20 protein-coding genes are annotated in these 21,969 nt (G+C 35.3%); 15 read left to right on the forward strand and 5 right to left on the reverse strand.

Annotated features, from left to right (window positions below):
• The 13 genes from COL05_RS10000 to COL05_RS10060 all read left to right on the forward strand — a co-directional run bounded on the left by COL05_RS10000 (position 1) and on the right by COL05_RS10060 (position 14,461).
• Positions 1 to 642 (forward strand): response regulator, encoded by a 642-nt coding sequence (locus COL05_RS10000; protein ID WP_000590680.1) that lies wholly within the window; start codon positions 1 to 3, stop codon positions 640 to 642.
• A gap of 400 nt (positions 643 to 1,042) precedes the next feature.
• Entirely contained in the window at positions 1,043 to 5,284 is a 4,242-nt protein-coding gene (locus tag COL05_RS10005; protein WP_098668504.1) for a S8 family serine peptidase, read from the forward strand.
• Positions 5,285 to 5,548: 264 nt separating this feature from the next.
• Positions 5,549 to 6,148, forward strand: coding sequence for a TasA family protein (locus COL05_RS10010; protein ID WP_098668505.1), 600 nt, complete (start codon positions 5,549 to 5,551; stop codon positions 6,146 to 6,148).
• 165 nt (positions 6,149 to 6,313) lie between these two features.
• Positions 6,314 to 7,285 (forward strand): phosphotransferase enzyme family protein, encoded by a 972-nt coding sequence (locus COL05_RS10015; RefSeq protein ID WP_098668506.1) that lies wholly within the window; start codon positions 6,314 to 6,316, stop codon positions 7,283 to 7,285.
• Positions 7,286 to 7,444: 159 nt separating this feature from the next.
• Positions 7,445 to 8,905, forward strand: a complete 1,461-nt coding sequence (locus tag COL05_RS10020; protein WP_098668507.1) for an alanine/glycine:cation symporter family protein — start codon at positions 7,445 to 7,447, stop codon at positions 8,903 to 8,905.
• Positions 8,906 to 8,915: 10 nt separating this feature from the next.
• Positions 8,916 to 9,059 carry an amino acid ABC transporter ATP-binding protein gene (locus tag COL05_RS32290; protein WP_257152557.1) on the forward strand — a complete coding sequence of 48 codons (144 nt, stop codon included), beginning with the start codon at positions 8,916 to 8,918 and terminating at the stop codon, positions 9,057 to 9,059.
• A complete protein-coding gene (locus COL05_RS10030; RefSeq protein WP_218937608.1) occupies positions 9,043 to 9,771 on the forward strand; it encodes an amino acid ABC transporter ATP-binding protein in 729 nt (242 codons plus the stop codon). Before COL05_RS32290 ends, COL05_RS10030 begins: the two co-directional genes overlap by 17 nt.
• A 12-nt stretch (positions 9,772 to 9,783) precedes the next feature.
• A complete protein-coding gene (gene glnH / locus COL05_RS10035) occupies positions 9,784 to 10,614 on the forward strand; it encodes a glutamine ABC transporter substrate-binding protein GlnH (protein WP_098668510.1) in 831 nt (276 codons plus the stop codon).
• A 70-nt stretch (positions 10,615 to 10,684) separates the two neighbouring features.
• Complete coding sequence (locus tag COL05_RS10040; RefSeq protein WP_098668511.1) at positions 10,685 to 11,341, forward strand: amino acid ABC transporter permease; 657 nt, start codon at positions 10,685 to 10,687, stop codon at positions 11,339 to 11,341.
• The gene (locus COL05_RS10045; RefSeq protein WP_074615412.1) at positions 11,342 to 11,986 is read left to right on the forward strand and encodes an amino acid ABC transporter permease; all 645 of its coding nucleotides are present in this window, start codon (positions 11,342 to 11,344) and stop codon (positions 11,984 to 11,986) included. It begins immediately after the preceding gene.
• A 204-nt stretch (positions 11,987 to 12,190) separates the two neighbouring features.
• Positions 12,191 to 13,612 carry an amino acid permease gene (locus COL05_RS10050; protein WP_074607392.1) on the forward strand — a complete coding sequence of 474 codons (1,422 nt, stop codon included), beginning with the start codon at positions 12,191 to 12,193 and terminating at the stop codon, positions 13,610 to 13,612.
• Positions 13,587 to 13,964 (forward strand): OsmC family protein, encoded by a 378-nt coding sequence (locus tag COL05_RS10055; RefSeq protein WP_098668512.1) that lies wholly within the window; start codon positions 13,587 to 13,589, stop codon positions 13,962 to 13,964. The genes COL05_RS10050 and COL05_RS10055 overlap by 26 nt, the downstream gene beginning before the upstream one ends.
• Before the next feature lie 62 nt (positions 13,965 to 14,026).
• On the forward strand, positions 14,027 to 14,461 hold the full coding sequence (locus tag COL05_RS10060) for an HIT family protein (RefSeq protein ID WP_098668513.1): 435 nt from the start codon (positions 14,027 to 14,029) through the stop codon (positions 14,459 to 14,461).
• A 188-nt stretch (positions 14,462 to 14,649) separates the two neighbouring features.
• Here the strand turns inward: COL05_RS10060 and COL05_RS10065 are convergent, their stop codons facing one another.
• Entirely contained in the window at positions 14,650 to 15,591 is a 942-nt protein-coding gene (locus COL05_RS10065; protein ID WP_098668514.1) for a helix-turn-helix transcriptional regulator, read from the reverse strand.
• A 106-nt stretch (positions 15,592 to 15,697) separates the two neighbouring features.
• On the opposite strand from COL05_RS10065, the gene COL05_RS10070 reads away from it, so the two are divergent.
• Positions 15,698 to 16,219, forward strand: a complete 522-nt coding sequence (locus COL05_RS10070) for a dihydrofolate reductase family protein (RefSeq protein WP_098668515.1) — start codon at positions 15,698 to 15,700, stop codon at positions 16,217 to 16,219.
• Between the two features lie 16 nt (positions 16,220 to 16,235).
• On the opposite strand, the gene COL05_RS10075 is transcribed toward COL05_RS10070, so the two are convergent.
• Both COL05_RS10075 and COL05_RS10080 read right to left on the reverse strand, forming a co-directional pair.
• Positions 16,236 to 17,624 carry a sensor histidine kinase gene (locus tag COL05_RS10075; protein WP_098668516.1) on the reverse strand — a complete coding sequence of 463 codons (1,389 nt, stop codon included), beginning with the start codon at positions 17,622 to 17,624 and terminating at the stop codon, positions 16,236 to 16,238.
• 11 nt (positions 17,625 to 17,635) lie between these two features.
• Positions 17,636 to 18,313 (reverse strand): response regulator transcription factor, encoded by a 678-nt coding sequence (locus tag COL05_RS10080; protein ID WP_098668517.1) that lies wholly within the window; start codon positions 18,311 to 18,313, stop codon positions 17,636 to 17,638.
• A 174-nt stretch (positions 18,314 to 18,487) separates the two neighbouring features.
• Here COL05_RS10080 and COL05_RS10085 point away from each other — a divergent pair, with 174 nt between their 5' ends.
• A complete protein-coding gene (locus COL05_RS10085) occupies positions 18,488 to 19,735 on the forward strand; it encodes a cell wall-binding repeat-containing protein (RefSeq protein ID WP_098668518.1) in 1,248 nt (415 codons plus the stop codon).
• Positions 19,736 to 19,769: 34 nt separating this feature from the next.
• On the opposite strand, the gene COL05_RS10090 is transcribed toward COL05_RS10085, so the two are convergent.
• Together COL05_RS10090 and COL05_RS10095 are read right to left on the reverse strand one after the other, a co-directional pair.
• Positions 19,770 to 20,330: an ArsR/SmtB family transcription factor gene (locus COL05_RS10090; protein WP_098668519.1), complete on the reverse strand. Its 561-nt coding sequence runs from the start codon at positions 20,328 to 20,330 to the stop codon at positions 19,770 to 19,772.
• 94 nt (positions 20,331 to 20,424) lie between these two features.
• Positions 20,425 to 21,693 (reverse strand): MFS transporter, encoded by a 1,269-nt coding sequence (locus tag COL05_RS10095; protein ID WP_098668520.1) that lies wholly within the window; start codon positions 21,691 to 21,693, stop codon positions 20,425 to 20,427.
• Positions 21,694 to 21,969 lie beyond the last annotated feature (276 nt).

Raw genomic sequence — 21,969 nt, forward strand, 5'->3', positions numbered from 1 at the left:
ATGATTAAAATATTAGTAGTGGATGATCATGCTTTTTTACGAGACGCAATTCGGAGCATACTAGAGGATGAATCTGATATGAACGTGGTTGGAGAAGCTAGCTCTGGGGACGGAGTATTGGAAAAAGTAGAAGAATGCAGACCAGATTGTATTTTGATGGATATTAATCTTCCGGGAAAAAATGGTATTGAAGCTACAGAGTTGGTGAAAAAAAACTATCCGAATTGCCGAGTACTTGTGTTTACAATGTATGAGCATGATGAGTATTTAATGGATGCACTTCAGGCTGGTGCTGATGGGTATTTATTGAAAGATTCATCATCGGAGCAGGTAGTAGCAGCAATTCGGATGTTATATCGAGGCGATTCCGTTATTCATCCGCGTATGACTAAAAAATTAATTACATATCATCAGCAAAAAATGAAAGTAGAATCAAATGAAAATGAACTGACGGAACGTGAAAAGGAAATTCTCTTTGAATTAGTAAAAGGACTTAGTAATAAAGAAATTGCTGAAGCTCTGTATATTAGTGATAAAACAGTTAAAATTCACATCAATAAAATTTTTAAAAAACTAAATGTGAAAAGTCGGTCGCAAGCGGTGATTTATGCAGTTCGAAATCAATTGGTTCCGTTGGATTAAATAAGAGATGTTTAAAAGAACTATCGTGTTTCTTTATTCTATATTACAAAGAATAAAGAGCAAGATAGTTCTTTTGTACTATGTAGACATAGAATTATTAGAAAAAAGATACGCCTTTTGTTCAATTTTCAGAAAAATCAGAACGTGTAATAATAAATATAGAATTACATTTTAATCCTATTAATAATTTATTTTATGAAAATCTTTTAGTGAAAATAAATTATGGGGGCTTCTATAGAAAGGTTAAAGTGAATGATTAGCTCTATGGGGATGGTAGTAGTGTTGGAAATTCTTAATGTTACAAAATAAAAGTTTAAGATTAATAGAATTTTCAATACTAAATGGGAATTTAAGAATCAATTTGTTTAGAAAAATAATTTTAGTAATGGGGAGATGCAATATGAAACGAGGGGAATTTGGGAAAATTCTTATTGGAACGCTAACAGTTGGAATGTTATTGTCTCAAGGAATTCCATATAACGTATTGGCGGAAGAGGTAAATACATCTAATTTAACTGGGATTGATGATGCAAATGCTGTATTGAAAGGTCTTACAAAGGAACAACGTAATGCTTTGAAAACGTTAGATACAAAACCGGGTTTTGTTATTTCACCAGGAATCAATATAGCAAGCCCTAATAATGTGAATGTAATTATAGAATTTAAGCAAGCACCTAGCAAAATTGAGGTATTAAAACAAGCGGCTAAAGGAAAAAAGTTAGCTCTTTCAAATGCTGAGCAAAAGGTAGAGGCATCACATAAAGGGTTTAAAGCAGAGCTTGAAAAGCTTCAAAAAAATAAAGATAAAGGTACAAATTTAAAATCTGTAAAAATAACAAAAGAATATAAGAATGCTTTTAATGGAGTAGCAATGTCGTTACCAGCCAATATGATTGAAGACTTAGTTCGTACCGGTATTGTTAAGCGTGTATGGGAAGATCGTGAGGTCAAAATTGATTTGCCAAAAGAAACAGCTAAGGCAGGTATCGAGCCAAAAATGGCAGATAGTGTACCACAAATTGGTGTGGACAAGCTACACGATGAAAAAATAACAGGTAAAGGAATTAAGGTGGGGGTATTGGATACAGGCATTGATTATAACCACCCTGATTTAAAAGATGCATATAAAGGATATCGTGCAAAGCAAGGTGAGGATCCAAGCAAAATAGATCCGAACTCCATAAAAGGATGGGACTTTGTTAATAATGATGCTGATCCAATGGAAACAACGTATAAGGATTGGCAAAATTCTGGAGGATATCCTGAGATTTATGAGGGAAGTGCATATTATACATCCCATGGTACTCATGTAGCTGGGACAATTTCTGCAGACAAAAAGAATAATGTAGATTATGCAGTGAAGGGCGTTGCCCCAGATGTAGATTTATATTCATACCGCGTATTAGGTCCATATGGAAGTGGACAAACAAGTGGTATTCTTGCTGCAATTGATAAAGCAGTGAAAGACGATATGGATGTTATCAATTTATCACTAGGAGCGTCTATTAATGATCCTTTATATCCTACTTCTGTCGCAGTGAATAATGCGATGTTAGCTGGTGTTGTTACAGTAGTAGCAGCTGGTAATAGTGGTCCGGAAGAAGGTACCATTGGATCACCTAGTGCAGCAGCACTTCCCATTACAGTGGGAGCCAGTGACGCTGCAATGACTATTCCAACGTTTTCCGCCGATGCAGGTGATGTACATGTAGATAAGATGATGCTACTTGGAAAAAGCTTTACTGATAAGATTGAAGATTTGAAAGGACAATCCTTATCGGTTATATATGCAGGGCTTGGGAAATTAGGTGATTTTACAGGGAAAGATGTAAAAGGGAAGTTAGTTCTTATCCAACGAGGTGAGATTACATTTGATGAAAAAATTAAAAATGCTAAGGATGCAGGCGCAAAGGCAGTAATTGTATATAACAATGTAGATGGGGAAATTACAAGTTATGTTGGGGAAAGTACTTCATCTATTCCATCGTTCCGCTTAACAAAAGCAGATGGTGAGAAATTACAAGCAAAAGCTGTACAAGGAGATGTATCGTTAGCGTTTGGAGAACTTAGTAATATAAAAACAGAGGGAGATCACTTAGCTGATTTCAGTTCCCGTGGTCCCGCAGCGAAAACAGATGATATTAAGCCAGATATTGTAGCACCAGGTGTGTCTATCTTCTCAACTGTTCCTGAATATATTAATGATCCAAAGGATGGAGAAAATTATCCGGTAGCGTATGGACGTATGTCAGGTACATCTATGGCAACTCCTCATACTGCAGGGGTTGCGGCACTGATTTTACAGGAACATCCAAACTATAGTCCATTTGAAGTAAAAGAGGCACTTATGAATACCGCAGTTGATTTAAAAGAAGAGCGTTCTGTATTTGAGGTGGGATCAGGAAGAATTGATGCATATCGTGCAGTTCATGCAGATACATCTATTGAGGTTATCGATAAAACATCAAACGTTATAGATGATGAAGAAGTAGAAATTGAAGAAAAAACAGGTTCTATTGCATTTGGGTATAAAAATCAAATTGAAACTGGGCCTATTAAAGATAGCCGAAAAGTGTTAATTAAGAACAGCAGTAAAACAGATGGGAAAGAATTTAAATTAGAAGTAGAGTTTTCACCTACAAGTGTAGGTGTGCAAGATGCAGCGAAGAATGGTGTGAAGCTAAACGTACCAGATTCTATTAAAGTAGCTCCTGGTACATCAGGGGAACTTAGTCCTGAAATTATCATTCCGGAAAACGCTGAATTTGGTAGATATGAGGGTTATATTCATATTTCAAATAAAAAAAATGAAAAGGAAGTATATCAAGTACCATTTGCGGTTAAATTCACAGAAAAAGGGATTGCGTCTGTGGATTTACTGAGAGATGCAATGGCAACAGATGCATCTAAATTCCATCCATTTATGGAAAGACCTAGTTCGCCTTTGACATTTAAATTAAATAGTCCTCTTGAAACTATTGATGCAGTTGTGAAGGACCGAAAGACAGGGAAGGCATTAGGAGTCGTTGGTACACTTAATGCAAGTAGTCTAACACCAAATGTTGAGTATATGATGTTTTCTGGTATGGCAGGGTATGTACTTCCATTTACAGGAGATCCAGCTCATCCAATTGGGGATAAACCTGTTATGTTGCCTGATGGAGATTACGAATTGAACTTCGTTGGATATGATAAAGAAGGGAAATCGTATACAAAAGGCGATAGCATAATCATTGATAATGTAATACCTGAAATGAAATTTAAGGATGTACAACCTGGTATACACGAAGTCAATGATTCCATGTTTAAAGAAGAAGACGGCCAACGTGCATTATGGGTGCATGGTAATATTTATGATTCTACAGTAGATGCATTAAAGGCAAAAGGCTTGCAGTATGATCAAAAAGCGAATCAAATTGTATATTATCAAAACTCAGCCTTCCCATCAGGTTGGTTGAATACAATTCAAGCAAATGGTGATTTTAAATTTGGAGTACTTCCAGAGGAAATAAATGAGCCGTTAAATTTAAAATTATTTGGATATGACCTTGCCACTGCGGGGAATATGGCAACTGGATATAAAGATTATGTCTTTGTAAAAGAAGGGACAGAATACGCTGTTCCAAGTTATGACAAAGATAAAATAAAATTAGGTGAAAAAATTACGTTAACTTTGAATCTCAATAATGTAAAACAGCTTATGTCAGGTACATTTGAAATTCCTTATTACAAGCAGCTCTTTAAATTTACAGATGTGAAACCAAATCCAGCACTTACGGAATATGTAAAACAACATGGACTGAATCTTAAATTAGAAGATCCGAAGGTAAGTGAAGAAGGAGCTTGGGAAAATAAGGTGAAAATTGGCGCGTCATTGGAAGGAAAAGAATTTAAAGGATTAGATGGAGATACACCATTTTTAGATGTTACATTCGAGATGACGAGCGATGAATACTTTAATGATTTAACTGCATTTGGAGTAGATAAGTTCTCTTATACAAAAGTTGGTGCAACAGAAGGCAATGAGATTCCTGTGTTTAAAGATAAATCTTTTGCTATTGTTTCGAAACATTCAACGGTTACAGGATATATTGGTCCGGAAGCTTTCTTGAATGAAGAGGGGTATTTAGGTAAGAAAGACTATACAAAACTAGGAGCAAAAGTGTACGCAGTTGGCAAGGATGGAAAGAAATATACAGGAACGATTAATGAAAATGGGCAATTTGAGATTCATAGTGTTCCAGTAAGCGATAAAGAATATGATATTTTCGTAGAAATGCCAGGTCATTTAAATAGTAAATTAACAACAAAAATAGGGAAGATGCAAGACGGTGAATTAGTGGGACAAAACTTTAGAGCTAACATGGATGATAACCTTGCAGGTGATGTAAACGGCGATAAAATGGTAGATATTCAAGATGCTAGAATAGCAGCTTTATCGTATGGAAAAGGAAAAGTATCTGTAAAAGATGGAGATATAAATCAAGATGGTGTTGTAGATGAAACAGATATTCGTTTTATCGAGAAAAACTTCTTGAAAAAGGGGCCAGAGGCTAAAGAAAATCAGAAACCGAAAGAAAATGTAGGGCCAGTGACGTTAGATAAAATCTTACGCTCTATTGGTTTAGAACCAAAAAAGTAAGTGGACAAACTTCTAGAGTAAATAAAGCAATAAAACAATAAATATAAAATGAAATGAGATGAGATTGGTTAACAAATAACCGGTAATGATTTACGGTAACATTGCCGGTTATTTTAAAAGTAATAGTCATTTTGGTACATGAAGTAACTAGTTTAAAGTTAGTTCAATTTGGTTGTGGGACAAGGGAGTTGCTTAAATTATTATTGTTTGTGGGATGAAAATAAGGTTTGTAGTTTGAACTTTAAAAATAGGGGGACTTGTGAAATGAGTATTAAGAAAAAAATTGGTATGGGTGTTGTAACTGCAGCACTTGGTTTATCTTTAATTGGTGGGGGAACATATGCGTATTTTAGTGATAAGGAAGTGTCACAAAACACTTTTGCAGCGGGTACTTTAGATTTGAGTGTTAATCCTGAAGTTGTTATTAATGTCGATAATATTAAACCAGGTGATGAAATGGAGCGTGGTTTTCAATTAGTAAACAAAGGAACTTTAGCAATAGGAGATGTGAAACTCCTGACAGATTACAGTGTAATCGATGCTAAAGGAGATAATGAAAATGCTGATTTTGGTGATCATATCCGTGTTGATTTCTTATGGAATTTGGATAAAAATGAGGTTCCAATTTGGTCTACTACATTATCTGAATTAAAGGTAGCTACGCAAAACGGAAGTATTCCGGATCTTGTACAAAAAGGTGTTGTAGACCGAGAAGGAAATGGACTTGCTCCTGGTGATGATGATACTTTTTATGTAATTTTCACATTTGTAGATAATGATGCAGAGCAAAATGTATTTCAAGGGGATTCATTAAAATTAAATTGGACTTTCAATTCAATGCAGACAAAAGGTGAAGAGAAATAAAAATAAATGTTATATACGAGAATCAATTGATGAAGAATTGATAAATAAAAATTTTAATAGTGTAAAGGTTGATTTAGTTAATCAACCTTTTTTTGTTTTTAGATTATTTATAGCAGTACTTCTCACATTTATGTCGAATTAAGAAGATATATAGGAGGGATACATATGGAAATAGCGGTAGAACGTGTTTTTACAAAAGAGATTTTAAAAAGAGCGGCGAGTTTGTTTCATGTAACAGTGGAAGAGAAGCCACTTGGAGATTTTGAAAATTATATTTTTAAGGCGAAGGGTGATCGTGGCGAAGATTACGTATTGCGTTTAACTCACTCTTCTCATCGCTCCAAAAAAGAGGTAGAGGCTGAACTAGATTTTTTACGATATGTTGCGGAGAATGGGGCAAAGGTAGCAGGACCTCTTTATTCAACGTCTCGAAATCTCGTAGAAGAAATCGTAGCAGAGGATGGGACTTTCTTTTTTGCTTCTTTATTTACATATGCAAAAGGTGAGCAAGTAAAAGGAGCGGAATCGCCTTATTGGGGAGACGCTTACTTTGAAGCATGGGGAAAAGCAATTGGCCAACTGCATCGCCTTACAATGGATTATCCTAAAACAGACTACCGTGATACGTGGGAAGAAGATGAGAGTGGGATTGTTAATGAATTAGAAGATGATCAAGTGAAAAAGATCGCTGCGGTATTAATGGATGAGATAAAGGCCCTTCCAATTGAAAGAGAAACGTTCGGCCTTATGCATGGTGATATTCATCCAGGTAATTTTCATTATGATGGTAAAGAGCTAACGATCTTTGATTTTGATGATGCGTCCTATAATTACTTCATTCATGATTTGGCAATGGTCCTTTATTATTCAGTTTTATTTACACCGTGGACAGCGGAAGAGAAGACAGACTTTGCTCGTAAACAATTACAAGTATTACGAAAAGGATATGAGTATGAGCACAGACTGGAAAATAGTTGGTACGAATCGTTACCACTATTTTTACGTTTACGTGATATAGGTTTATACGGCACGCTTCAAAAGAAGTTTAAAGGGAAAGATATGCCAGATAACTTCCGGAATTTATCAGAAGAGCTATACGAAAGAATTATAAAAAGAGAAGCAATTGTGAATATATAATACATTTTGTTCAAAACAAAGTATATAAAATAAATATATACTTTGTTTTTTTATACAAAAATATGTTTACTTTATTAAAATAATATTGTCCTAGATTCGGTATACACTTATAATTTTATATATATTCTGAATATTCTTTATAAAGAAGGAGGGGGAATGTTGGAAGCTTTCGTAAATTGGTTAAATAATATTGTTTGGAGTCCAGCACTTGTTTATTTATGTTTAGGAGTAGGTTTATATTTTTCTATTCGAACGAAGTTTTTACAAGTAAGACATGTAGGAGAAATGGTGAAGCTGACATTTCAAGGAGAAAAATCAGAGGCTGGTGTTTCTTCGTTCCAAGCGTTAGCACTTTCATTATCAGGGCGCGTTGGGACAGGGAATATCGCTGGGGTAGCAACAGCGGTTGCCTTCGGTGGACCAGGAGCTGTATTTTGGATGTGGGCAGTGGCCTTTTTAGGAGCAGGATCAGCTTATGTAGAATCTACACTCGCACAAATATATAAGACAAAACATCAAGGACAGTTTCGCGGTGGACCTGCTTATTACATTGAAAAAGGCTTAGGTGTGAAATGGTATGCATTAGTATTCGTTGCAGCGACAATTCTTGCAACGGGGCTTTTACTACCAGGTGTGCAAGCAAATAGTATTGCTGTAAGTTTAGAGACAGCTTTTGGAATTAACACTACATTATCAGGGGCTTTATTAGTTGTTGTATTAGCTCTTATCATCTTCGGTGGAGTAAAGCGAATCGTTAACGTTGCACAAGTTGTCGTACCGTTTATGGCAGTTGGTTATATTTTAGTAGCTTGCGTTATTGTTGCTATGAATATTGAAAAATTGCCAGAAGCATTTATGTTAATTATAAGAAGTGCTTTTGCATTAGAGGCGGCTTTCGGTGGTATTATCGGTTTAGCAATTTCTTGGGGAGTAAAACGTGGTATTTATTCCAATGAAGCAGGGCAAGGAACTGGACCACATGCAGCGGCAGCTGCTGAAGTATCACATCCAGCTAAACAAGGTTTAGTGCAAGCATTTTCCGTTTACATTGATACATTATTTGTTTGTTCAGCAACAGCATTTATGATGATTATTACAGGCATGTATAACGTATTTGATGCAAGCGGAAAAAACTTTATCGTAAATAAATTAAATGGTGCTCAACCAGGACCGGGATATACACAGGCAGCAGTAGAATCTGTTTTCCCTGGATTTGGAAACGGTTTCGTTGCAATCTCATTACTATTCTTTGCATTTACAACAATTATGGCATATTACTACATTGCAGAAACGAATATCGCGTACTTAAATCGTGAGAAAGATCGTCCTTGGCTGTCTCTGGTACTAAAATTTGTATTTTTAGGAGCTGTATTCTACGGCTGTATAAAAACAGCAGCAACAGCTTGGGCTTTAGGTGATATCGGTGTAGGAATTATGGCATGGGTAAATATCATTGCGATTTTACTATTACAAAAACCTGCATTAGTCGCATTAAAGGATTATGAAAAGCAGAAAAAAGAAGGAAAAGATCCAGTATTCGATCCAGGGCCATTAGGCATTAAAAATGCTGATTTCTGGGAGCATGAGTACGGAAAAGATAAGAAAGAAGAAGTATCTTAATAGATTAGAAATGAAAAAGCAAAGGGAAAATCCCTTTGCTTTTTTTATGGGTAAAATGAAGCAGGCAGTTATTTTTTTGCCTATTTTTGAATATAAAAAGAATGTACATGCTTTGTTAGGAGAAGGGGGGGAGTATGTTGATAGAGTTTCGTAATGTAAATAAATATTATGGCAATTTTCAAGTATTAAAAGATATTAATGTGCAAGTGAAGAAAGGTGAAGTGGTAGTAGTTGTTGGGCCTTCAGGATCGGGAAAAAGCACGTTGCTTCGTTGCATAAATCAGCTAGAGGCAATTACAGATGGAGAGTTAATTGTACAAAATACGGAGGTACACAATGCCAAAACAGATATGAATGAATTACGCCGAAATATCGGAATGGTCTTTCAACATTTTTATTTATATCCACATAAAACGGTTCTTCAAAATATTACACTAGCACCTATTAAAGTAAATAAAATTTCAAAAGAGGAAGCTGAGAAAACAGCGATGTTTTATTTAGAGAAAGTAGGGATACCGGAGAAGGCTAGTGTATACCCGCATCAATTATCCGGAGGACAACAGCAAAGGGTAGCAATTGCTAGAGGGCTCGCAATGCAGCCGGAAATTATGTTGTTCGATGAGCCTACGTCTGCTCTTGATCCAGAGATGATTGGGGAAGTACTTGATGTTATGAAAACGCTAGCTAAAGAAGGAATGACGATGGTTGTTGTCACACATGAGATGGGATTCGCGCGGGAGGTAGCCGATCGGATTTTATTTATGGATGATGGCAAAATCATTGAGGATACAACACCGGCGCAATTTTTTGCAAGTCCTGAACAAGAAAGAGCGCGTCTATTTTTAAGCCGAGTGTTAAACCATTAAAGGAGGAGTTTTATGCTTAAAATGAAAAAGTTGTTTACGTTAATCGTATTTTCATGTTTATTCGTACTTGTCATTGCCGGATGCGGAAGTAAAAAAGATGAGGCGAAAGAAACGAATACGAAGCAAGGCAGGGCTGTGGAGCAAATTAAGAAGCGGGGGAAATTAGTAGTTGGAGTGAAGAATGATACGAACTTATTCGGCTTGAAAAACCCTTCAACAGGGCAAGTAGAAGGATTCGATGTTGATGTTGCAAAGGCGCTTGCGAAAAAAATTCTTGGAGATGAAAAGAAGTTAGAGTTAAAAGAAGTAACGTCTAAAACGCGTATTCCACTATTGAAAAACGGTGATATTGATGCAATTATCGCAACAATGACAATTACAGAAGAACGTAAAAAAGAAGTGGATTTTTCAGATGTATATTTTAAAGCAGGACAATCGTTACTTGTGAAAAAAGGGAGCGATATTAAAAGTATTGATGATGTGAAAAAGGGCGTGAAAGTGTTAGCTGTCAAAGGTTCAACATCTACAAATAATATTCGTCAAAAGTCACCAGAAGCGACTGTATTAGAATTTGAAAATTACAGTGAGGCATTTACGGCTTTAAAAGCAGGGAAAGGGGATGTTTTAACGACAGATAATGCAATTCTTTACGGTATGGCAAAACAAGATTCGAATTATGAAGTTGTAGGAAAAATTTTCACGGATGAGCCGTACGGAATTGCAGTGCAAAAAGGTGCAGATGATTTAACGAAAGAGATTAATAGCTTAATTAAAGACATGAAAGCAAGCGGAGAGTATGACAAATTATATGAGAAATGGATTGGGCAAAAACCAGAGAAGTAAAGTGATAAATAGTAAAAGTGAGAGGATGAGAGTACTCATCCTCTTCTTCTAAAGAAAGAGGGGAGAATATGTGCCTGATTTTTCTATATTAACGAATAACATTGATATGTATTTAGAAGGATTTAAATATACAGTGATGTCTAGTGTAATCGCATTAATAGGCAGTTTTATTTTAGGCATAATATTAGCGGTAATGCGTATTGCACCGATTCGCATTTTAAATTGGTTGGGAGCTACTTTGGTGGAATTTGTAAGAAATATTCCACTCGTATTAATTGCATTTATATTCTATTTTGCTTTACCTGTAATAGGAATTACTTTAAATGGTTTTGTAGCAGGGACAGCTACGCTTACCGTATATACTGCAGCGTTTATTGCGGAAGTTATTCGTGCTGGTATTCTATCAGTCGCGAAAGGCCAGATGGAAGCAGCACGTTCTTCAGGATTGACGTATACGCAAGCAATGTACCATGTCGTTTTACCTCAAGCGATGAAAATCGTAATCCCTCCTCTAGGAAATCAATTTTTAAATTTAGTAAAAAACTCTTCCATACTCGGAATTATCGCTGGAGCTGATTTAATGTATCAAGGAGACTTAATTTCAACGAAGACATTTGTTACGTTCGATGTGTATATATTTGTCGGGATGTTTTATTTAATATTAACAATTCCGCTCAGTATGCTAGTGCGTTATTTAGAAAAACGCTTAGCAAAGGAGGCGGTGTAAATGGATTTTAAGGGAGCAATAACAGGTGATCATATTCTATTTTTATTAAAAGGATTACTTATAACGCTAGAGGTAGCACTCATAGCAATTGTACTTAGTTTTATTATTGGTAGTGTAGTAGGGATATTGCGCTACATGAAAATCCCTATCGTCTCACAAATATTAGGGATTATCGTTGAAGTAATTCGAAACTTACCACTACTTTTAATTATATTTTTCACGTATTTTGCACTTCCAGAAGCAGGCTTGAAATTAGAAATTATAACAGCTGTAATTGTTGCTTTAACAATATTTGAAGCAGCAATGATATCTGAAATTGTTCGAAGTGGTCTATTATCGATTGAAAAAGGACAGATTGAGGCCGCAAGATCTTCGGGATTAACGTATGTTCAAGCGCTTTGGCATATCATTTTACCACAGGCGTTAAGAAGAATGGTTCCACCGCTTGTTAGTCAGTTTATTTCGTTGCTGAAAGATACAGCATTAGCAGTTGTTATATCACTGCCAGAGCTTATGCATAATGCTCAAATTATTAGCGGGCAAAATGTAAATTATATGATTCCAACGTTTATGGTAGTAGCTTGTATGTACTTTATCGTAAATTATAGTTTATCAATTTTATCGAGAAGATTAGAACTCCGTTAACCTTTACAATATATGTAAAGGTTTTTCCTTGTTTCTCCTTATTTTCCTTTAATTATAATCATAATCTCGCGATAATTCGATTTTTTATATTATTTTATCAGAAAAGTTTTAATTTTATATAGAAAATGTAATCGCTTTCGTGTATATTTTTATTATCAGAAAATTTTAACAAGATATAGGGGTATTTGTAGGGGGAGGATTTAGATGCAGCAACCAACGAATGAGAAATTACATCGTACCATGAAGAGTAGACATTTATTTATGATCGCACTAGGTGGTGTAATCGGGACTGGTTTTTTCTTAGGTTCAGGTTACACCATTAATCAGGCTGGACCAGGGGGAGCCATCCTTTCCTATTTAGTGGGCGGATTTATTATGTATTTAACAATGCTTTGTCTTGGAGAGTTAACGGTAGCGATGCCAGTTTCAGGTTCTTTCCAAAAGTATGCGACGAAGTTTATTGGGCCAGGAACGGGCTTTATGATTGGCTGGCTATATTGGCTTGGCTGGGCAGTAACAGTAGGACTAGAATTAACGTCAATCGGTTTAATGATGAAAAGATGGTTTCCGAATGTTGATGTTTGGGTATGGTGTCTCGTATTCGGCATTATTTTATATGCGTCAAACGCAATTTCGGCGAAAAGTTATGCTGAATTAGAATTTTGGTTCTCTAGTATTAAAGTAGTTACCATTCTTGCCTTTGTTGTTCTTGGTGGTAGTGCATTATTAGGGTTTATATCATATGACGGAAAAGAAGCAGCACCTCTTTTTTCTAACTTTGTAAGCGATGGTGGATTATTCCCGAATGGACTAGCTGCCGTATTACTTACGATGATTACAGTTAACTTCTCGTTCCAAGGAACAGAGTTAATCGGGATTGCAGCGGGAGAAAGTGAAAATCCAGAAAAAACAATTCCACGCGCGATCCGTAATACAGTATGGCGCATTATGTTATTCTTCATTTTAACAATGACGATTTTAGTCGGATTAATTTCTTGGAAAGAAGCTGGCGTAATTGAAAGTCCATTCGTAGTCGTATTTGATAAAATCGGTATTCCGTACGCAGCTGATATTATGAACTTCGTTATTATTACAGCGTTACTATCTGTAGCGAATTCAGGATTATATGCGGCAACTCGTATACTATGGTCACTTGCAAATGAAGGAATGGCACCAAAGTCTTTCCAAAAAGTAAATAAACGTGGTATTCCAATTACAGCGTTAGTTGTAACAATTGCTGTAGCTGCTCTATCTTTATTAACAAGCTTCCTTGCAGAAGATACAGTATACATGTACTTATTATCTATAGCTGGTTTATCAGCTGTTTCAAGTTGGATTATTATTGCTTTATCGCAACTTCGCTTTAGAAGTCAGTATATAAAAGGCGGAGGAAAGTTAGAGGACTTAAAGTATAGAACACCACTATACCCAATCGTCCCAATCTTAGCTTTAATTACAAATAGTATCGTTGTTATTAGTTTAGCGTTTATTCCAGAACAAAGAATGGCGTTATATTGTGGTATTCCATTTATCATTTTCTGCTACATATATTATTATATAAATAAGAAACGGCAGAAACCGATGAAGGTGGAGACAACTAATGAAACTAACAATCAAACACGATGATATTGAGGCAGATTTATCGTATGGTTCATTAGCGATTGGAAAAGAAAACGGGTATTCACCGCTACAATTACTCGTTTCTTCTATCGCAGGATGTAGCGCAATTGTTTTTCGAACAATTTTAGAAAAGAAACGTATTACATACGATACGTTTACAATTGAAACGGAAATTGGTAGAAGTGATGCTCTATCGAAACCAGTTGAAAGTATTCATTTGCATTATAAAATTAAAGCACAAAACATTACAGAAGAGCAGTTGGACAAGGCGCTGCAGCTTGCAGTGAAAAATTGCACGATTGTTCAATCGGTAAAAGATAGTATACAAGTTACGGAAACAATTGAGCTAATAAAGTGAAACAGAAAAACGTGAGAATACGGCTCTCACGTTTTTCTGTTTTAGAGAGAGGGGAAAGTATGATGGAATGTTTAGGGTGTAAATTAGCAAACGAAGAGGAAAAAATATATAAAGTATATGAAGATGACTATGTAACATGTTTTTTAGATCATGAACCTTTTTATCCAGGTCATACTTTAATTGTGCCCAAGCAGCATATTGTAGAAGTAGATGAATTAAATGATATTGTAGCAAAAGCAATTATGGATGCTTCTAAGATTATTGCAAAAGCGATTAAGATAGTATATAAACCTGACGGAGTTACAGTTTGTCAAAATGGTGGAGTATTTAACGAGTTAACACATTATCATATGCATGTCGTACCAAGATATAAAGAGCGTTCGTTTGCTGAGTTTTATATGGTACAACCGGAAGAAAAGCAGAATCATAACTTGGAAGAGACACAGAATTTGTTAAAAGAAGCGATAGAGCATATGCTGCTTACTGAAAAGGCGTAGCGGTCAGGAAAATTCTAATATTAAAAAGCCCAGTTTCTCAGTTAAAATAGAGAAATTGGGCTTTTGTTTATTTTATTTATAAACAGATTTTGTGGTGTCACAAAGTATATCGCTCATTCGTTATATAGAGTGAGAGGAGGAATTATATGAAAGTTACAAACAACGATTATGAAAAGATGGAAGAGCTATCAGTCTCCATACATATGTAAAACTTCCTTTGCACGCATACGTAAACCATCTATCAATTCTTTCGGTTCTAAAACTCGTGCATCTTTCCCAAGTCTATAAAATAAAGGGGTAATAAAGTTAATTTCACCTTTATCAATTGTTGAATATATATATCCTGAACCGTCTTCGTTTACTACTACGAATTCTTCAAGGTAAGGAACGCTTTTACATTGGCGTACACCTTCTGTTGTTAGTAAAACATGTAACTGAGTAGGACTATGTATTACGTTAGAGTTAGAGGCAAACCACTCTTCTAAATTCATGAATGTATCTTCATTTTCTTCCGTTGATAATATAGAAAGAATACGATCGACGCGATACAGTAATGTTTTTTCTACATTAAAATCATAAGCAGGTAAATACCATAAACCATCATGTGCATATACACCGATAGGATGAACATGTTTTGTTTTTATCCCTGATTTAGATTCGTATTGAAAGTGTAAATTTTTATTTTCAATAGCCGCAGTTAATACTTCGTTTAAAAGAGGTGTATCAATCGTTCTCTTCGGATTCCAAAAAGCGATATAAGAACGTATTTTATCAACTTTCGCTTTCGCATCATGCTGAAGAGAGCTATACAGTTTATGTGTAACGGAAGTGATTTCTGTGTTAAAAGGTAAGTTTCTGTAGTAGCTTAAAGATTGAAATGCAAAAAAGATGGAGACTGCTTCTTCTTCCGTAAATAAAATAGGAGGAATGACTCTATTTGTTAATACTTTATATCCTCCGTTGCGACCCTGTTCTGCATAAATAGGTAAACCCATATCACTTAAATCTACAATGTATCTATGGACAGTACGAACGGAAATATTAAATTCGTCAGCTATTTCTTGAGCTGTAAATGTCTTTTTGGCAGAAGCAAATATAAGAATATCTAATAAGCGTTTAGCTTTTGACAAATGTATCACCTTTTTCTTTTTAACATGACATAAAGTGTCATGTTTTATTGTTAGTATATTGTTTACATCATAATGTTATCAAGATGAAACACAAGGAGGTAAAAAGATGTCACGTGAAATTGTTTTATTTATTGCGGCGAGTTTAGATGGATATATTGCGAAAGAAAATGATGATTTAGAGTGGTTAATGGAAACGGAAGGAGAGGGAGATAACGGTTATACAGAAATGTATGAAACAATTGATACAATAATTATGGGAAAAAGAACGTACGATTATGTAGTAGAGCATATAGAACCATTCCCGTATTTAGATAAAAAATGTTATGTTTTTTCTAACTCAGAAAAAGGTTCAAACGAACACGTGGAGTTTGTAAATGAAGATGTAGTGGAGTTTACAAAAAGGTTAAAAGCACAAGAAGGATCTAAAATATGGATGGTCGGTGGAGGGAGTCTACTAAGAGAGTTCTTTAAGAATAATCTAATTGATGAATATGTTGTTACAATTACACCGCATATATTAGGTTCTGGAGTTCCGTTATTCCAAGATAAGAACCCGGAAATTAATTTAACTTTAACAGATACGAAACGTTTTGGGCAATTTGTAAATTTATATTATAAAGTAAAATGATACAAAAACACGACTATTAATGATAGTCGTGTTTTTGTATAGATGGCAATGAAATAATAAAGCAAGATCCGTGATTGAATTCGCTTGTTACAGTAATATTCCCGCCGTGTAGTTCTACAATTTCTTTCACGATAGATAGTCCTAAACCAGTTCCACCGGTAGCTCGTGATCTTGCTTTATCAACTCGATAAAAGCGATCGAAAATGTGAGGGAGATCTTCAGACGGAATACCTTCGCCTTCATCTTCAATTGTAATAGAAATACTTTTATGTTCTTCTGTAACAGAAATGTTTATATGAGAATGTTCTTTTGAATGTCTATAAGCGTTATTTAAAATGTTCATCACAACTTGTTCGAATCGTTGTTCATCTAAGTTTACTAGCAGAGTAGGAGGGCAAGAGAAAGAAACTGTAATGTACCTTTCTTTATACATAGCATTTACTTTTTCGACTATGCGAGTCAGGAAGGTGTGTAAATGTACTTCCTTTACTTGAATAGAAAAGTTATGTTGTTCCATTTGTGCAAGTGAAAATAAATCTTGAACTAAGTTTGTAATGTAATCAGACTCATCTTTTATAATAGATAAATATCGCAACCGTTGCTCAGGAGATGTGCTTTCTTTTAAAGCAATGTCAGCGTAACCTCTTACGTACGTTAATGGTGTTCGTAATTCGTGAGCAACACTTGCTAGAAATTCACTTCGCTCTGTTTTCATATAATGTAAATCATTAGCAAGCGTTTGAATAGACGATGCTAGTTCACCAATTTCATCATTTCGAGTAGTCGTTAATGAAACTGATAAATCACCTTTACTCAGTTTTTCAGTGGCATGTTTCATGTGTAACAATGGTTTTGTTAACAACCGTGATAAGAGAAAGATAGTAATGGCTGTTAATAGAAACGTAATGACTCCGGCAATAATGAATTGTATTGTTAGCCCATTCACCATTTTTTCAATAGATTCTGTCCCAAGAAACATGTACACATAGCCTTCATGTTTTCCATTTACTACAATGGGACTAACTGTACATATATAATTAGATGTTTTCCAATGATTCTCTATAATTGCGCCTTCATGATCTGTTCGTGTTTGCATCTTTTCAATATGCTTTTTTATAGTAGTATTTATTTCGTTGGATTTGGCTAGTACATCCTTATTTGCATTTGTAATAACAACAGTCGTTTCGGCTTCGGATTCCATTAGCGCAACATGTGAGATTGTTTGCTTATCAAAATACTTTTCAAGGACATCTCTGTGACTATTTCCGCGCTTTAATAAAGCTGTCATTTCTTCATTTACTCTATTGTTGACAAGGCTATAATAAAGCAAGACAAATAGAACACTTTCGATTAAAAGTGTAACAATTAAAAAATAAAATCCGAGCTGAATAGAAATTCGTTTCATCGTTTTGCTCCTTACTCTAGAGTATCAACCCATCGATACCCGACTCCGTAAACTGTTTTTAAGTGGTGATCAATAGGGAAATTTACTTTTCGTAATTTTTCACGCAAATTACGAATATGTGAATCGACTGTTCGATCTTCTGTATTTGTATTTAATCCCCAAATTCGTTCAATGAGCTGATCGCGGCTTAATACGTAGTTCACATGACGTAAAAATAATCCGAGTAAAGAGAATTCGATTGGAGTGAGAAGAAGTTCTTCATTATCGACAGAGACGAAATGCTTTGCCTCATCCCATAAAATTCCATGATATTGGATTTGCGCGTGTTGATTCGTTCGCCTTAAAACAGCTTCAATTCTTGCGAAAAGCTCCTCTTCATGGAAAGGTTTCGTTACGTAATCATCCGCTCCGAGTTTTAACCCTTGGATGACATCTACCGTTTGATCACGAGCAGTTACCATAATGATAGGAACGTTACTAAATGATCGAATTCTTTTGCACGTTTCCCACCCATCCATCTTTGACATCATAATATCAAGTAAAACAAATTTGAAGTTTCGATTTTCTATATGTGAAATAGCTTCTTCCCCGGACACTGCACATACGCAGTTGTATCCGATTGGAGTAAGGTAAAGTGTTAATAATTCAAGCATTCTCGGCTCATCATCTACGAGTAGTATATCGACCATAGAGTACCTCCGCATTTATAGTTATTACTTAAATTGTAAGTCAAAATCATGAAGAAATGGTGCAGATTATCATGCATCTGCATAATTTCTTCAGAATTGCTTGTTATTGTAAAGTTGAAATTCCATTTTAGGTAATGATATTGGCTCAAAAACGATTCATACGGAGGCGGTATAGTGAAAAAGATGACCCGAATCTTTGGGATAACAATAATTACAGCAGTTGGTCTTGCTGCATGTGGGCAAACGAAAACGGATCATAAAAGTCATGAATCGAAAGAAGAGAACAAAACAGAGCAAAAGGAAATGAAAATGAATCAGGAGGTAACTGCGCCGAAAGAAATGAACGAAGGTGCATGGAATGATTTATTAACGACAAGCTTAAAAAATGTAACGAGATTAAACACAAACGATCCGCTGCAAATGGCAGTATTAACTTCGCAAACGATATGGCCAGCAACGCATAAAGAGAATCAGCCAGGCGCTATTATTTTAGTACCAGTAAACGAATGGCAATTAGGTATCGCGAGTGCCGATCTTATCCATCACCCAAACAACGGGCCTATCTTATTTATAGAAAAAGAAAAGGTACCCGAAATGACGTTAAAAGAAATAAAACGATTAAATCCGCTCGGAACGAAAGATGGAACACAAATTATGGTGATGGGGGATGTCGGTGCATCTACCCTTGAGCAATTAAAAGATTATAAAGTAAAGCAAATAAAAGAAACGGATCCAGCTACATTTGCTAAAGAGGTGGATAAAGAATATGCCGATATAACAGGAAGCTACCCGAATAGTGTTATTATCGGTTCGTCTGAAGAAGAAGGACGTTTATATACAATACCAGCTGTAAATTGGATCTCTCATATGCCAGAACCGCTTTTATATACAGAGAAAGATAAGGTGCCAGAAGCAACGATAGAGGCATTAAAGGTGAGAAAAGAGAAAGTGAATATATATGTATTAGGACCAGAAAAAATCATTTCAAAAGCAGTGGAAAAAGAGTTAAGTAAATACGGGAAAGTAACGCGTATTAGTGGTGAGACCCCAACAGAAAATTCTGTTGCCTTTGCGAAGTTTAAAGATGAAAAAACAAAATTTGGATGGGGGTTCACAAAACCAGGTCATGGTTTATCATTTGTTTCAAGCAAAACACCAGACTTAGCAGTCGCAGGAGCACCATTTTCACATATGGGTAAACACGCACCTGTTGTATTGTTAGAAGAAGGTAAAGCTTCGCAACCAGTTTATGACTTCCTTGCTACTATTCAGCCGAAATTTAAAGATGACCCAACGCTTGGACCGTATAATCACGGTTTCTTATTAGGAAGTACGAGTGATATTTCATTTGAAACACAAGGTATATTGGATGAGAGGTTAGAGATTGTACAAGAAAGTGGTCAAGGGCACGGTGGACATTAAGTGAGAGAAGACGCTACTGTTTGTAGCGCCTTTTTTATGCGTCTTCATCTATTCGATAGCTTATGACTACATAAGCGTACGTATGTTGTTTATTTTGATCTGGGTTTTTATTAGAAGAAGGAGAGGAATCTATAGGTTCTTGTGCTGGCCGTAAGCATTTTATAAGGTTATCACATGTTTCTCTCCATTGTTTTTCGGTTTGGTTCTTATAAGCAGTACTTATAAGACCAGATTCATCTTGATCGTCTTTTTTCATATTTAAATGAATTTTTTTTAGACCAGTTTCAATAATATGACGTGTATGGTTTATAATTTCATCACTATGTTCTTTTTGGAGCTGATCGGATAAAGTATACGCAGTCTGTTTCGCTTTATAGTATTTTTCAGTTAAATTGCCAATTACTTTTGTGTCTACAACTTCTAGTATGCCAGCTTCTTCTAGTTTTTTGACGTGATAGTAAAGGCGAGACTGCTTTTCGTTTAGTTTTTCAGCTAGTTCTTTTACTGTAATAGGTTGTTTATTTGCATGGTGTAAAATCTTTTGACGTTTAGGATCACAAATTAATTTATATAGGGCGAGTTCATTTATATCCATAAAGAAGACTCCTTCAACGTAAATGTTTGTTTGATTATTTAAATAATAACACGTTTCTTGTTATTACATAACGATGAAGGAGAAAAGAGTACAATTATGAAAGGGCCTTTTCATGAATTTTTGTCTCTATAGATACGTTACGAATGTGAGGATTTTTCAAGGCGATTCCAGATCCTACAAAGAAAAATAAGCTCCCTAATAGGATAAGTAGTGTAACTCCATACATATCTGCTATCCATCCACTAAATAGCATTGTAAGCGGCATTGTAGAAGTGATTATAGTACTTGCTAGACCGTCTATTCTACCGCGATACTTTTGTTCTACAAGGAGTACGGTGATAGTTTCATCGATAATTGAAAATAAAGTAAGAGAGAATGAAATGATGAACATACAAAGTACCACTGTCCAAATGGAAAGAGAGAAAGCTAGCCCAACCATTGCAAATGCCGATAAGAAAATGCTACCACTTAAGAGTAATCCTTTTTGGAGTTTTTTTCCGATATATCCTGCGACAAAACCACTAATAATGCCACCAATCATATACCCCATATTTATTATACCTAAGCTTTCAGGACCACCAGTAATTTTATAAGCAAGAGCAGGGAAGATGGGATTTAGTAGACCAGCCCCAATATTAACGATAAATGCAATGAAAATGAGTCCCTTAATGTACGGATATAATTGAATATAATGCCAACCATCTTTCATATCTTGCACCCAAGTTGTTTTTTCTGGAGGAATTGTTTGTGTTGAGTTTGAATGTGTGGGAATCTTTGCTGATAAGATACAAATTGCAACGAATAAAAATGTACAAGCATTAAGAACAATTGAAAATGTAGCACCGAGCCAAACAATCATAAAACCGGCGAGACCATTACCTATAAGACGAGAGAGCTGGTTAACGGCCATAAATTGTCCGTAATATTTAGCATAGTTTTCTTTTCCAACAATTTCAGGTAAAACAGATGCTTCAGTCGGGCCTAAAAAGGTTGTTAAAACGTTTAATAAAAAAGTAGAGAGTATCGCGATGTAGAGTGAAATGTGATGGGTGGATAAGTATATGGCTAGTATAAGAAGAACAACTGCACAAGAGGCGATATGAGTGAAAAATAGTATAGCTTTTCGATTGTATCGATCTGCAAATACACCAGCAACTGGTGAAACAATCATTTGAGCAGTAATCATAGCAATAATAACAAATGCGGACTCAAGTGATGATTTATTTGCTGTAAATACAATCCACATAATAGTCATGGAATAAAATGCACTTCCAATACTGGAAATAGCATTACCAAGCCAGAGCAATAAAAATGATTTATTTTTGTAAATCGGTACTTCTTTCCTTTTCAGAGGAGTTTGCATAAGGAATGACATCCTTCCATTAAAATTTATTTAACCGTTAAAATAAATTTTAATGGATTTTTATGGTGAAATCAATAAAAAACTGAAAATTAAATTAATTTTTAGATTGCTATTTTGAACCGGGTAAACTTTTACATAGCAAAAATCTCTCTACTCGTTATATAATAGCCTTCGTGCAGTCGGATTAGATTTTCTTATGGAGAAAATCAAATGATAAAGTGAAACTTTAATCAGTGGGGGTTTTGTTCATCCCTCACTGATTATTAGTTGAACCAA

This window comes from Bacillus sp. AFS059628 (genome assembly GCF_002571225.1).
GTDB lineage: Bacteria > Bacillota > Bacilli > Bacillales > Bacillaceae_G > Bacillus_A.